The 12,341-nt window shown below is 69.6% G+C and carries 13 protein-coding genes; 8 read left to right on the top strand and 5 right to left on the bottom strand.

Annotation, left to right across the window (positions count from 1 at the left end; translation table 11 throughout):
• Positions 1-18: 18 nt before the first annotated feature.
• From ABD951_RS08205 to ABD951_RS08190, 4 genes are all read left to right on the top strand, one after another.
• On the top strand, positions 19-768 hold the full coding sequence (locus tag ABD951_RS08205; RefSeq protein ID WP_345343451.1) for an SDR family oxidoreductase: 750 nt from the start codon (positions 19-21) through the stop codon (positions 766-768).
• A gap of 56 nt (positions 769-824) precedes the next feature.
• Positions 825-1,676 carry an NAD(P)-dependent oxidoreductase gene (locus ABD951_RS08200; RefSeq protein WP_425569810.1) on the top strand — a complete coding sequence of 284 codons (852 nt, stop codon included), beginning with the start codon at positions 825-827 and terminating at the stop codon, positions 1,674-1,676.
• Complete coding sequence (locus ABD951_RS08195; protein WP_345343447.1) at positions 1,673-2,116, top strand: carboxymuconolactone decarboxylase family protein; 444 nt, start codon at positions 1,673-1,675, stop codon at positions 2,114-2,116. The genes ABD951_RS08200 and ABD951_RS08195 overlap by 4 nt, the downstream gene beginning before the upstream one ends.
• A 61-nt stretch (positions 2,117-2,177) precedes the next feature.
• Positions 2,178-3,647 carry an FAD-dependent oxidoreductase gene (locus ABD951_RS08190; protein WP_345343445.1) on the top strand — a complete coding sequence of 490 codons (1,470 nt, stop codon included), beginning with the start codon at positions 2,178-2,180 and terminating at the stop codon, positions 3,645-3,647.
• A gap of 53 nt (positions 3,648-3,700) precedes the next feature.
• On the opposite strand, the gene ABD951_RS08185 is transcribed toward ABD951_RS08190, so the two are convergent.
• Genes ABD951_RS08185 through ABD951_RS08175 form a run of 3 tightly spaced genes read right to left on the bottom strand, consistent with a single transcriptional unit; the run spans position 3,701 to position 5,197 of the window.
• Complete coding sequence (locus tag ABD951_RS08185) at positions 3,701-4,159, bottom strand: MarR family winged helix-turn-helix transcriptional regulator (RefSeq protein WP_345343443.1); 459 nt, start codon at positions 4,157-4,159, stop codon at positions 3,701-3,703.
• The gene (locus ABD951_RS08180; RefSeq protein ID WP_345343441.1) at positions 4,156-4,767 is read right to left on the bottom strand and encodes a type 1 glutamine amidotransferase family protein; all 612 of its coding nucleotides are present in this window, start codon (positions 4,765-4,767) and stop codon (positions 4,156-4,158) included. Before ABD951_RS08180 ends, ABD951_RS08185 begins: the two co-directional genes overlap by 4 nt.
• A 52-nt stretch (positions 4,768-4,819) precedes the next feature.
• Complete coding sequence (locus ABD951_RS08175; protein ID WP_345343439.1) at positions 4,820-5,197, bottom strand: DoxX family protein; 378 nt, start codon at positions 5,195-5,197, stop codon at positions 4,820-4,822.
• A gap of 120 nt (positions 5,198-5,317) precedes the next feature.
• Between ABD951_RS08175 and ABD951_RS08170 the strand changes: the two genes are divergently transcribed.
• Complete coding sequence (locus tag ABD951_RS08170) at positions 5,318-6,262, top strand: pyridoxamine 5'-phosphate oxidase family protein (protein ID WP_345343437.1); 945 nt, start codon at positions 5,318-5,320, stop codon at positions 6,260-6,262.
• A 10-nt stretch (positions 6,263-6,272) separates the two neighbouring features.
• Here the strand turns inward: ABD951_RS08170 and ABD951_RS08165 are convergent, their stop codons facing one another.
• Positions 6,273-7,133, bottom strand: coding sequence for an LLM class F420-dependent oxidoreductase (locus ABD951_RS08165; RefSeq protein ID WP_345343435.1), 861 nt, complete (start codon positions 7,131-7,133; stop codon positions 6,273-6,275).
• A gap of 224 nt (positions 7,134-7,357) precedes the next feature.
• Positions 7,358-9,085 carry an acyl-CoA dehydrogenase family protein gene (locus tag ABD951_RS08160; protein ID WP_345343433.1) on the bottom strand — a complete coding sequence of 576 codons (1,728 nt, stop codon included), beginning with the start codon at positions 9,083-9,085 and terminating at the stop codon, positions 7,358-7,360.
• A gap of 274 nt (positions 9,086-9,359) precedes the next feature.
• Between ABD951_RS08160 and ABD951_RS08155 the strand changes: the two genes are divergently transcribed.
• The 3 genes from ABD951_RS08155 to ABD951_RS08145 are packed head-to-tail and all read left to right on the top strand — an operon-like array spanning position 9,360 to position 12,243.
• Positions 9,360-10,235 carry an oxygenase MpaB family protein gene (locus ABD951_RS08155; protein ID WP_345343932.1) on the top strand — a complete coding sequence of 292 codons (876 nt, stop codon included), beginning with the start codon at positions 9,360-9,362 and terminating at the stop codon, positions 10,233-10,235.
• 33 nt (positions 10,236-10,268) lie between these two features.
• Complete coding sequence (locus ABD951_RS08150) at positions 10,269-11,612, top strand: cytochrome P450 (RefSeq protein ID WP_345343431.1); 1,344 nt, start codon at positions 10,269-10,271, stop codon at positions 11,610-11,612.
• A gap of 43 nt (positions 11,613-11,655) precedes the next feature.
• Positions 11,656-12,243 carry a TetR/AcrR family transcriptional regulator gene (locus tag ABD951_RS08145; protein WP_345343429.1) on the top strand — a complete coding sequence of 196 codons (588 nt, stop codon included), beginning with the start codon at positions 11,656-11,658 and terminating at the stop codon, positions 12,241-12,243.
• Positions 12,244-12,341: the final 98 nt, after the last annotated feature.

Raw genomic sequence — 12,341 nt, 5'->3', positions numbered from 1 at the left:
AGAAAGCAGGATTCGACAATGGGACGTTTCGACGGACGCACCGCCATCGTCACCGGCGCAGCGCAGGGTATCGGCGAAGGGTATGCCCGGGCGCTGGCCGCCGAGGGCGCGAACGTGGTGGTCGCCGACCTCAACGGCGAGCTGGGCGAGCAGGTCGCCAAACAGATCGTCGCGGACGGCGGCTCGGCCGTCTTCCAGCGGGTCGACGTCGCCGACGGGGCGTCGGCACAGGCGCTGGCCGACGCGACGATCGAGAGGTTCGGCGGGATCGACCACCTGGTGAACAACGCCGCGATCTACGGCGGCATGAAGATCGACTCGTTGCTGACCGTGGACTGGGACTACTACCGGAAGTTCATGAGCGTGAACATGGACGGCGCGCTGCTGGTGTGCCGCGCGGTGGTCCCGCACATGCGGGCGAAGGGCGGTTCGATCGTGAACCAGTCGTCGACCGCGGCCTGGCTGTACTCGAACTACTACGGCCTGGCGAAGGCCGGCATCAACAGCCTCACCCAGCAGCTCGCCACCGAGCTCGGCTGGTCGAAGATCCGCATCAACGCGATCGCGCCCGGCCCGATCGACACCGAGGCCACGCGCACCGTCACCCCCGGCAACATCGTCTCCGAGATGGTCAAGAGAATCCCGTTGCAGCGCATGGGAACCCCCGAGGACCTCACCGGTCTGTGCCTGTTCCTGCTCTCCGACGACGCGAGCTGGATCACCGGGCAGATCTTCAACGTCGACGGCGGGCAGGTGTACCGCTCGTGACCGCACCCGATCCGAACGAGACCGCCGTCACCGTCGGTTGCATCGGTCTCGGCAACATGGGCGCGCCGATGGCCACGCGGCTGCTGGACTGGCCGGGCGGCCTCGTCGTGTGCGACGCGCGTGCGGAGGCGGTCGAACCGTTCGTCACGGCCGGTGCCCGTGCGGCGGCGACGCCGGCCGCGGTCGCCGCGCAGGCGACGGTGATCTCGGTGACCGTCCTCGACGACGCCCAGGTCCGGGACGTCGTCGCCGGGCCGGACGGCATCCTCGCCACCGCAGGCCCGGGCACCGTCGTCGCGGTGCACTCGACGATCTCCGACACCACCGCGGTCGAACTGGCGGCGATCTGCCGGGGCGCCGGCGTCCACCTGATCGACGCGCCGATCAGCGGCGGCGCCCCCGGCGCGCGGCAGGGCCGGCTGGCGGTGATGGTCGGCGGCTCCGACGAGGCGTTCGCGGCGGTGTCCGGGCCGTTCGGCCGGTTCGCCGAACTCGTCGTGCACGCCGGGGACGTGGGCGCAGGCACCCGGATGAAGCTGGCCCGCAACCTGCTCCACTTCATCTCGTTCACCGCCGCGACCGAGGCGCAGCGCCTGGCCGAGGCCGCGGGGCTCGACCTCCGCGTGCTCGGGAAGGTGGTCCGGCACACCGACGCGATCACCGGCGGGGCCGGGGCGATCATGTTGCGCGAGACCACCGCGCCGGTCGCCGAGTCCGATCCCTGGTTCTCGATCCTCTCGCACGTCCGCAACCTCGGCGAGAAGGATCTCGCACTCGCGCTCGACCTCGGCGACCGGCAGGGCGTCGACCTCCCGCTCGCGACCCGGGCCCTGACCGGTCTCGGTCCTGGGCTCGGCGTCGGCACCGGCACGATCGCCGCATCCGCAACCACCGAGGAGCACGCATGACCGACGACAAGCGATCCCGGCTCACCGAGGCCCGCGAGCGCGGCGTCGCGATGATGAACCAGGTGTACGGCTGGGAGATGCCGGCCGACGTTCCCGGCGACTTCTTCGCGGTCACCGCGGATCACCTGTTCGCCGACATCTGGACCCGGCCCGGCCTGTCACTGCGCGACCGCCGGCTGCTGCTCCTCGGCGCGATCGCCGCGCAGGGGCAGACCGACGTCGCGAAGATCCAGATCAACGCCGCACTGCACAACGAGGAACTGACCGAGCAGCAGGTCGAGGAGGCCGCGATCTTCCTCTGCCACTACGTCGGCTGGCCGCTCGCGACGGGCCTGAACAACGCCCTGATCGCGGTGCAGGCGGACCGCCGGAAGGCGGCCCGGGCGGCGGCGAAGGCGGCCGCCGCGAACGGCGAGTCTCCGGATTCGGCCACACCCTGATCCCGCAGCCGAAATACTGCACCACGGCAACAACCGACGACGAGTAAGGATCCGATTCCCGATGGCCGAGGCCAACCCCATCCGTCCCCAGTCCGCCGCGAGTGTCGAGACCTGGCACCGCGAGGCCGACGTCGTGATCGCCGGCTACGGCATCGCCGGTGTCAGCGCCGCGATCGAGGCCGCCCGCGCGGGCGCCGAGGTGCTCGTCCTGGAGCGGACCAGCGGATGGGGTGGCGCGGCCGCCCTGGCCGGCGGGTTCATCTATCTCGGTGGCGGCACACCGCTGCAGAAGGCGCTCGGATTCGAGGACACCCCCGAGAACATGAAGGCGTTCATGATGGCCGCCCTCGGACCGGGCGCCGACGAGGAGAAGATCACCGACTACTGCAACGGCAGCGTCGACCACTACAACTGGCTCGTCGACAACGGAGTGCCGTTCAAGGAGAGCTTCTACGGCCAGCCCGGTTGGGAGACCCCGTTCGACGACGGGCTGATGTACTCGGGCGGCGAGAACGCCGCACCGTTCAAGGAGATCGCCACACCCGCGCCGCGTGGGCACATCCCGCAGATGAGCGACAAGCGCACCGGCGAGAAGGGCGGCGGCTACATGCTGATGAAGCCGCTCGTCGAGACCGCCGAGAAGCTCGGTGTCCGAGCCGAGTACGACATGCGGGTGCAGCGACTGGTCGTCGACGACACCGGTCGGGTCGTCGGCATCGTCGCCAAGCAGTACGGCAAGGAACTCGCGATCCGCGCCCGCCGCGGCGTCGTGCTGGCCACCGGCAGCTTCGCCTACAACAAGGAGATGGTGCAGTCGTTCGCGCCGCGGCTGATCGGCAGGCCCGGCGCCGCGATCGAGGAGCACGACGGCAAGGCCATCCGGATGGCGCAGGCGATCGGCGCGGACCTGGCGCACATGGACGCCACGGAGGTCGCGTTCTTCGGCGACCCGCAGCTGATGGTTCGCGGCATCCTGGTCAACGGCCGCGGCCAGCGCTACGTCAACGAGGACACCTACCCCGGCCGGATCGGTCAGGAGACCCTGCTGCGCAACGAGAACCAGGCGTACCTGATCATCGACGAGGCCGCCTACGAGGAGGGCTGCGCGGCAACGAGTTCGACGCCGTTCTTCCGCTTCCAGCCGAAGTGGGTGGCCGAGACGGTCGAGGAGCTCGAGTCCGACATGGGCCTGCCGGCCGGCACCCTGCAGGCGACGGTCGAGGTGTACAACCGGCACGCCGAGAACGGCGAGGATCCGGTGCTCGGCACGAAGCCGGAGTGGGTCAAGCCGATCGGGACCCCGATCGCCGCGCTGGACCTGCGGAACTGCACGGCCGGCTTCACCCTGGGCGGCCTGCGCACCACGATCGACTCCGAGGTGCTGCACGTGTCCGGCGAGCCGATTCCCGGCCTGTTCGCCGCCGGCCGCTGCACCGCCGGCGTCTGCGCCGGCGGCTATGCGTCCGGAACCTCGCTCGGCGACGGCAGCTTCTACGGCCGCCGCGCCGGCATCTCCGCGGCCAAGGGGTAGGTGCGACAACGCCGTTCGTGAGTGGGTCCGGCCCGGTCCGGGGCCGGACCCACTCACGGACGCGACGGGACGGCCAGTTCGTCGAGCACCGCCGAGAGCCGCCGCATCGCGGCGAGCGCATCCGTCAGATCCCGCTCCCCCATGGCGTCGGCGAGGCGGCGCGCGAACGCGGCGTGGCCGGGATCGATCCCCGAGATCGCGTCGCGCCCGGCCCCGGTCGGGGCGACGAGTTTGGCCCGCCGGTGGGCCGGATTGGGGCGGTACTCGGCGAGTCCGCGCTCGACCAGCAGGTCGGCTGTCCGCTGCACACTCTGTCTGGTGATCCCCATCTCGCGGGCGATCGCGGCGACCGACAACGGCTCGGTCAGGACCGCGCCGAGGACCTGCCACCACGCCGCGGTGAGGCCCACCGGCCGCGACAGACCCTCGGCCACCTCGAGAAACTGCCCGTTGAGCCGGAACGCGGACAGGGCGAGGCCACTGAGCAGCTCCTGCTCCCCGTGCTCGCTCATCGGGCCATGAGCTCGTGGAAGCCCGCCGGATCCCGCAGGCCGTAGAGCCTGAACCACGAGGCGAGGGTGTCGGGATCGAACACGTCGAGGCGTTCGAGGATCTCCCGCGCGAACTCGACCGGCGCCGTCGCACTCGCGGTGACCAGATCACGATCGGTCACGGCCGGCTCGTCCCGGTAGAGGTGCCCGCCCCGGTAGCCGACACTCTGCAGGAACTCCGCCGCGTTGCTGGTGTGCTCGCGGTCGTCGAGCACACCGGCCAGCGCCAGTCCCCCGGTCGAACCGCAGATCGCGGCGACGGGCACCCCGGCATCGAGGAACTCCCGGGCCTTGTCGGCGAACGGCGCGAACTGCGCGGTGTGCCAGATGTCGTTGCCGGCGAGGATGAGCATCGCGCTGTCACCCGGACCGATCGCGTCCAGCGTGGTGTCCGGGACGACGCGCATTCCGCCCATCGTCGTGATCGGACGATCCGTGGCGCCCACCGTGGCGACGGTGTAGCGGCCCGGATCCTTGTGCCAGAGAGGCTTGTTGATGTGGGCGATCGCGTACCCGATCTCCCAGTCGGCGAAGGTGTCGTACACGGCGACGTGAACTGTCTCAGTCATGACAGCATGCTGTCATGACTGACAGCATGCTGTCAACATGGTTCGCGGTGGGTCAGCCCCAGCCGGCGAAGCGTCCGATCGCCACGAAGGCCGCCAGCACGAGGAGCACCAGGTTCACCGGCAGCGTCGCCGCGAGCTCGCCCCGGCGCGCGTGCACGACGATCGCGCCGGCCTGCACGAGGACGAGACCCACCGCGGCCCACGGCGTCAACGCCTCCGCGACCCCGGTGGCCTGCGGCAGGATCAGCCCCACCGCACCGAGCACCTCGACCGCGCCGATCGCCTTGACCGCACCCGGGGAGAAGTCGCCGGCCCAGGCCATGTTCTTGTTCGCGGTGAGCCTGTCGTAGGGGATGGCGAGTTTCGCCACCCCCACAGCCAGGTACACCGCCGCCAGTACACCCGCAACGATCCACAACGCGACGTTCACAGTGACCTCCGATGATGTCGGCGAGCTGTCGTAGGTGGTCGACTCGATCCTCCGGCACAACCGGGACCTCGGCAGCGCGAACGCGGGAAGTCGCGGGACGGACAACGGTAGGCTCGCACCATGCCGGTCTCCTGGTCCGACAGCGTCGACGATGTCATCGGTGGCGATCTGACCTGTGCTCTCGCCTGCCTCACTCCCGCGGGCGGGGCGGTCGTGACGTCCGTGGCACCGATCGGTCTGCGCGACCGCGAGCGCGGCACGGTCGGTTTCACGACCTCGCTCGGCTTCGGACGCAAGCTCGAGCGGATTCGGGACGATCCTCGCGTCGCCCTCGCCTACCACGCCCGCGAGCACGGCGTCGGCGACCGCACCAATCCTCGGTTCGTGCTCGCCCAGGGCGAGGCGCGCTTCGATCCACACCCCGATCGCGCCACACTCGACGAGATCGCCCGACAGTCGTCGCGATACCTCGGCGAACCTCGCCGCGGCCGGTTCTGGGACCGGTGGCTGCACGCCTACTACGAGGATCGGGTGCTGGTGACGGTGACCGTGACGCGGGTCGTCGCCTGGCCCGACCTCCGCGCGGCCGGCACACCCGTGGTCACCGGCGCGCCGTTACCCGAGGGCGCCGCTCCGCAGACCCCGCCGAAGAACGGCACCGCCCCCCGCGTGGACGCCGCCCGGACCGGCCGGCGCGCGGCGCGGCTGCCGCACGTGCTGCTCGCCTACCGGGGACAGGACCGGTACCCGGCCGTCGTTCCGGTCGAGGTGGGGTCGGCGGATGTCGAGGGTGTGCACCTGCGGGTGCCCGACTTCGTGCCGCCCGGCGGACGCCGCGCAGGCCTGCTCGCCCATTCCTACCGGTCCCAGCTCGTCGGCCTCGAGTCCCGCCAGAACACCGGGTGGCTCGAGGTCACCGACGCGGACGCGGTGTACGCGCCGCACACCGAGTCCGGGTTCCGGGCACCGCCACAGAAGACGGTCCTGTTGCTGGCCAACGGTTTCCTGGCGCGACGGGGGCTGGCGCAGGCCCGCAAGCAGGGCCGGATCCAGGCGCTGGGCTGAGACCGCCCGCTCAGCCCGCGGCCGACGAGCGGCCGAGCTTGCCGGCGAGCCGCTCGAGGTAGGCGACGACGGTCGCCTCGTCGGCGTCGGGCAGCCCGTACACCACTTCGTCGACGCCGAGATCCTCCCAGCGCGCCAGGGTTTCGGGAACGGGCTTGCGATCGAGCACCACGATCCGCGGCGAGCCCTCGCGGCCGGCCGCCTCCCACGTCTTGCGCAGCAGCAGCACGTTGTCGTCGATGTCCTGCTCGATCGGGGTGGTCATCCAGCCGTCCGCGGCACGCGCGATCCACTTGAAGTTCTTCTCGTTGCCCGCGGCGCCGACGATGATCGGAACCCGAGGCTGCTGAATCGGTTTCGGCCACGCCCAGCTGGGCCCGAAGCTGAGGAACTCACCGGAGTAGGACGCCTCCTGCTGCGACCACAACGCCTGCATGCCCTCCAGGTACTCACGCAGCATGGTGCGACGCTTGCCGGTGGGGACGCCGTGGTCGGTGAGTTCGTCGAGATTCCAGCCGTATCCGACACCGAGGGTGACCCGGCCGCCGGACAGGTGGTCGAGGGACGCGATCGTCTTCGCGAGGGTGATCGGGTCGTGTTCGACCGGCAGCGCGACCGCGGTGCCGAGCCGGATCCGCTCGGTCACCGACACGGCGGTGCCGAGCGCCACCCACGGGTCGAGTGTGCGCATGTACCGGTCGTCGGGCAGGGTCTCGTCCCCGGTCTGGGGGTGCGCTGCGTCGCGGCGAACCGGAATGTGGGTGTGCTCGGGAACGTAGAACGAGTCGAACCCGAACCGCTCCGCCGCCTGCGCCGCGGCCGCGGGGGTGATTCCCCGGTCGCTCGTGAACAGGGTGATGCCAAACTCCACCGATGCCTCCTCGCACTGTGACGAACGCCTCGCCGACGGTCCCCGACCCTATTTGCCGGACACCTGTTTATCAAGGTGTCCACCTCGACGTGAGCAGGCGTTCCGCGCGGCACCGCCGACACGGCGGGTGAGGGCGCGGCGGGCGACGGACCGACCGGCGGACTTCGTACCCGCGCCCGCCACCGGCCGAACCTGCCGCGGGCGCGGGCACCGACCGGCGCCGACTACGGGCGCATCTCGTAGGCCCCGTCGTACGCCGCGACCTGGTCCCAGATCCGGTCGAAGCGGGCGGTGTCGACCACCGGCTTGCGGATCGCGCCGAGTGCCCACTGCTGCTGCGCCGGTGTCGACGACGCCTTGCCGTGCAACGCGACCGCGTGACCGGAGAAGTCGCGGATCTGGAAGTCGAAGATCTGGTCGACGAGGTCGCGGTCGACGTCGGTCAGGTCGGCCTGCTCGAGGATCAGCTGCCCGTACACGACCAGCGAGAACAGGTGGCCGATCACCAACATGAAGTCGAGGTCCTCGCGCTGCTCCTCGGCGGGCGGCGCGGTGGTCAGCAGCACGGTCAGCGCCCGCGCCTGCTCGAAGAACCGGGCGACGTTCGGCACGTCGGAGAACCGCTGGTAGGCGCTCGTCCAGTCGTGGAACCGAACCTTCGCCGCACCGCGGGTCGGGCCCTGGTTCCAGAAGAACACGTCGTCGGCGGCGTCGCGGCGGGTGCCGACCTCCGGAAGGTCGGCGGGAGCGAACAGATGGTTGGGCATGAACTTGAGCACCAGGCCGACGTTGACGTGGACGGTGCCCTCGAGCTTCGGCAGCATGCCGATGTACCGCACCGCCTCCTGGAAGTAGGTGCTCTTCTCGTACCCCTTCGCGGCGATCACGTCGTGCAGCAGCCCGACGACCTTCTCGCCCTCCGTCGTCACCTTGGACTTCGTCATCGGATTGAACAGCAGGTAGCGCCGGTCGTCCCGGGACGCGCTGCGGAAGTAGTCGACGGCGCGGGCACTGAACAGCTTCATCGCGATCGTGCGGGCGTACGCGTCGACGAAGTTCGCGCGCACGTGCGCGAAGTCGGTCACCGGCTTGCCGTACAGGATCCGGTTGTGCGCGTGGGTGATCGCCTCGAAGAACGAGTGCTCGGCGATGCCGATGGATCCGGTGCACAGGTTGAACTTGCCGACGTTGACGGTGTTGAGCGCGGCCTCGAACGCCGCGACCCCGGTGTGCAGGACGTCCTCGTCGCGCACCGGGTAGTCCTCGAGCCGGAAGGTGCTCACGTACATCTGGCTGCGCAGGACGTTGTCGATCAGGTGGTAGTTCGGGTGGCTGCTGTCCGCGACGAAGAAGACGTAGCCGTCGGCCCCCCCGACGTCGGTGCGCCGACCGAACACCGACACCATGCCCGCGACGTTGCCGTTGCCGATGTAGTACTTCTCGCCGGTCGCCCGGAACGCGACCCCGTCCTCTCCTCCGGCCGGAGCGAGGAGCATGTCGGTGGAATAGACGTCGGCGCCGTGTGTCCGCTCGGACAGTCCGAACGCCATCACCCCGCCGTCGACGAGTTGCGCCGCGGCGCGGCGGCCCGCGTCGGCGTTGTCGCTCATCCAGATCGGGCCGAGGCCGAGGACGGTGACCTGCCAGGCATACCAGTACGGCAAACCGTAGAAGCCGAGGATCTCGCTCAGTGCCGCGTTGCGGGCGGCGTCCCAGCGCCGCTCGCCGTCGCCGTCGGCGAACGCGGCCGGTGTCTGGAACGTGGCGAACAACTTCTCCTCGCGGACGAAGTCCAGGAAGTCCGCGGCCCAGACCGCCTCCAGATCGTCCTGCAGCACTTGCTGTTTGCCGCGGGACTCGAACCAGTCGATGGTGGCGCGCAGCAGTCTGCGGGTCTCCGGATCGAATTCCTGCGGGTCGTAGGTGTTCGGGTTGAACAGCAGCGCGGTCACGGCTCGACCTTTCCTCGTCGGTGTCGACGCCAAATTACCAGCCAGTAACTTCGGTCGGAAGTCCGCGCCCCGGGCCGCGACCGGGCGGGGCACTCGCGACCCCTTGTGTGAGACGCACCACGTTGATAGCCTCCTGACACATAGAGACGTTTTTGTTTCACCGTCCTACGCGACAGGAGTACACATGACGTCCATCGAGGAGTCCGACAGCGGGAGCGCCACCGGCGGCCGGGAGCGGCGGGGATTCGACGAGGGCATCCGCGAGGCGGTGCCGATGCCGGTCGACGACGACATCGCCGACCTCGTTGCGCCCCTGGGGCCCGACTCGCTGGTGTGGAAGTTCTACGGCGACGTCCGCGGCGTGCTCGGTTTCCAGCGGCTCGCCGGCACCGAGAACTGCATCGAGCAGCTCGGCCAGGCGGTCGAGGACCACTCGGTGATCTTCGCGGACACGATCGGCCGGGCGAAGCGCAGCGGCCCGCCGATCATGAAGACCGTCTACAGCGAGGACCCGCACGCCTGGGGCCGGACGGTGCGCGACTTCCACCGGCCGATCAAGGGCACCATCGCCGACGGATCGCGCTACCATGCGCTGAACCCCGAGCTGTTCTACTGGGCGCACGCCACTTTCGTCGACCAGGTCCTCTATGTCACCGACACGTTCATCCGCCGGCTGTCGGACGCGGAGAAGGAGCAGATCTTCGAGGAGAGCAAGGCCTGGTACCGGCTGTACGGGGTCAGCGACCGCGGCCAGCCACAGACCTACGCGGAGTTCGTCGAGTACTGGGATCGGATGCTCGACCGGTTCGTCCCGACCAGGACGATCGTCTACGCCACCGGGTACATCCGGAAGGGCGTCCCCGGCCCCCGCCGGATCCCGGCGCCCGTCTGGAAGGTGCTGTCCGCGCCGCTGAATGCCTTCACCCGCACGGTCGTCGTCGGCACCGTGCCGCCGCAGATGCGCGAGGTGTGCGGACTCGAGTGGGATGACAAGAAGGAGAAGCGCTTTCAGCGTTTCGCCCGCATGATGCGGGCGCTCGATCCGGTGTTCAACCGGCTACCTCTCGGGGTGCTGTACCTGCCGTGGGCCCGCGACGCGTGGCGGCGCGCCGGCGTCGATCCTCGTCGCCGGCACAACGCCCCCGCCTGACCATCCACCGAACGACGACCTCCAGGAGATCGCATGCGTCGCAAGCAGCTGGCCACCGTTCCCACGGGCAGCGGGCTGAAGCCGATCCACGGCACGGGTGACCCGGGTGTGCTCGAGGTGCTGCGCTTCTTCCACGACCCGATCACGATGATCGCCAAGCGCCGCGCGGAGTACGGCGACATCACCTACATCAAGTCGTTCGGCCTCGAGTTCGTGATCCCGCTGACCGCCGACGGGTGCGAGGCCATCGCGATGAACCGCCAGAAGGCCTTCGCGAACGAGCCGGCCTGGGGATTCCTCATCGGGCCCTTCTTCCGCCGCGGCATCATGCTGATGGACTTCGAGGAACACCGCCACCACCGGCGAATCATGCAGCAGGCCTTCACGAACACCCATCTCAAGGGCTACCTGCAGGACATGCAGCCGATGCTCGCGGACCGGGTCGCGCACCTCCCCGTCGGGGACGACGTTCGACTGCTCGACGAGTTCAAGCAGGTGACCCTCGATCTCGCCCTGGAGATCTTCCTCGGCCTGGACCTCCCCCGCGCCGAGGCGGACCGGATCAACAAGGCGTTCGTCGACTGCGTCGGGGCCGGGCTCTCGATCATCCGCCGGAACATCCCGGGAACCCGGTGGGCCCGCGGGCTCGCCGGCCGCAGGGTGCTCGAGGACTTCTTCCACGAGCACCTGCCCGCGAAACGCGCCACGCCCACCCCCGACCTGTTCTCCGTGCTGTGTCACGCCCAGGACGAGGAAGGCCACACCTTCACCGACGAGGACGTCGTCAACCACATGATCTTCGTGCTGATGGCCGCCCACGACACGTCCACGATCACCCTGACCACGATGGCGTACTACATGGCCCGGTATCCGGAGTGGCAGGAGAGGGCCCGCGAGCAGTCGCGGAACCTGCCACCCGAGATCTCCTACGACACCCTCGACGAATTCACCGTCCTGGACCGGATCATGAAGGAGTCGCTGCGGCTCAACGCCCCGGTGCCCGGGCTGCCCCGGCGGGCGATCGAGGACACCGAGATCTGCGGGCACCACATCCCGAAAGGCACCTACGTCGCCGCCATCGGCATGGTCAACCACCACGATCCCGCGCTGTGGAGCGATCCGGAACGCTTCGACCCCGACCGGTTCATGACGGAACGCGCCGAGGACAAGGTGCACCGCTACGCCTGGATGCCGTTCGGCGGTGGGGTGCACAAGTGCATCGGCCTGTACTTCGCGCAGATGGAGATCAAGACGATCATGCACAACATGCTGCTCCGGTACGAGTGGTCGGTGCCCGACGACTATCGCTGGGAACTCGACAACTCCACCCTCCCGGTGCCGAAGGACCACCTGCCGGTGCGGCTGCGGGCCCGGTAGGCGGAGACCGACATGGGAAACGGCGACCGATATGCTCCACCCGATGCCCACACCAGCCGAACGCACCGCGACGCCCGTGTCACCGGAGACGGCGATGCTCGACGCGGCGCGGGCGGAGTTCGAGCGCTACGGCATCCGGCGCACCAACATGGACGACATCGCCCGCCGGGCCGGCATTTCCCGCAGCACGCTCTACCGGCGGTTCCCGAACAAGGACGCACTGGTGGAGACGCTCGTCCTGCGCGACACCGCGGCCTTCTTCGCGGAACTCGACCGGGTGGCCGCGGACCGGGACCCGCGCAGCGCGGTGGTCGAGTGCTTCACGCGCGGCGTCCGCCTCGCGCAGGAGATGCCGCTGGTCGCCCGGATTCTCGAGAGCGAACCCGAACTGATCCTCGGGCTCACGAACCGCACCGACGGTGCACCGACCGTCCAGGCCGCCGCCCAGGTCGCGGTGACGCTGCGCCGCAGCGGCGTCACGATGTCGGACGAGGACCTGAGCGCGGTCGCGGAGATCCTGGTCCGCATCGCGGTCTCCCTGATGCTCAATCCACATGGGCAGCTGGACATCTCGGACCAGGAGGCCGTGCGGCAGTACGCCGAGCGGTACCTCGTCCGTCTCGTGTGGTGACGCGCCTCCGCCGTTGCTGACCGCGGAACGCCCCCTCACACCGCAACACACCTCTTCACCGCACACGCCCGGCCGGCGACGGCTTCACCTCCCGCCCG

Source organism: Rhodococcus olei (assembly GCF_039540555.1).
GTDB lineage: Bacteria > Actinomycetota > Actinomycetes > Mycobacteriales > Mycobacteriaceae > Rhodococcus_G > Rhodococcus_G olei.
This window is presented reverse-complemented; position numbering and strand designations above follow the sequence as displayed.

What these genes read in the sequence shown, in the direction of transcription:
- ABD951_RS08150 (WP_345343431.1), top strand. Translation starts at nt 10,269, where the DNA reads ATGCGTCGCAAGCAGCTGGCCACCGTTCCCACGGGCAGCGGGCTGAAG.
- ABD951_RS08180 (WP_345343441.1), bottom strand. Translation starts at nt 4,767, where the DNA reads ATGACTGAGACAGTTCACGTCGCCGTGTACGACACCTTCGCCGACTGG.
- ABD951_RS08195 (WP_345343447.1), top strand. Translation starts at nt 1,673, where the DNA reads ATGACCGACGACAAGCGATCCCGGCTCACCGAGGCCCGCGAGCGCGGC.
- ABD951_RS08190 (WP_345343445.1), top strand. Translation starts at nt 2,178, where the DNA reads ATGGCCGAGGCCAACCCCATCCGTCCCCAGTCCGCCGCGAGTGTCGAG.
- ABD951_RS08205 (WP_345343451.1), top strand. Translation starts at nt 19, where the DNA reads ATGGGACGTTTCGACGGACGCACCGCCATCGTCACCGGCGCAGCGCAG.
- ABD951_RS08155 (WP_345343932.1), top strand. Translation starts at nt 9,360, where the DNA reads ATGCCGGTCGACGACGACATCGCCGACCTCGTTGCGCCCCTGGGGCCC.
- ABD951_RS08200 (WP_425569810.1), top strand. Translation starts at nt 825, where the DNA reads ATGGGCGCGCCGATGGCCACGCGGCTGCTGGACTGGCCGGGCGGCCTC.
- ABD951_RS08145 (WP_345343429.1), top strand. Translation starts at nt 11,656, where the DNA reads ATGCCCACACCAGCCGAACGCACCGCGACGCCCGTGTCACCGGAGACG.
- ABD951_RS08185 (WP_345343443.1), bottom strand. Translation starts at nt 4,159, where the DNA reads ATGAGCGAGCACGGGGAGCAGGAGCTGCTCAGTGGCCTCGCCCTGTCC.
- ABD951_RS08170 (WP_345343437.1), top strand. Translation starts at nt 5,318, where the DNA reads ATGCCGGTCTCCTGGTCCGACAGCGTCGACGATGTCATCGGTGGCGAT.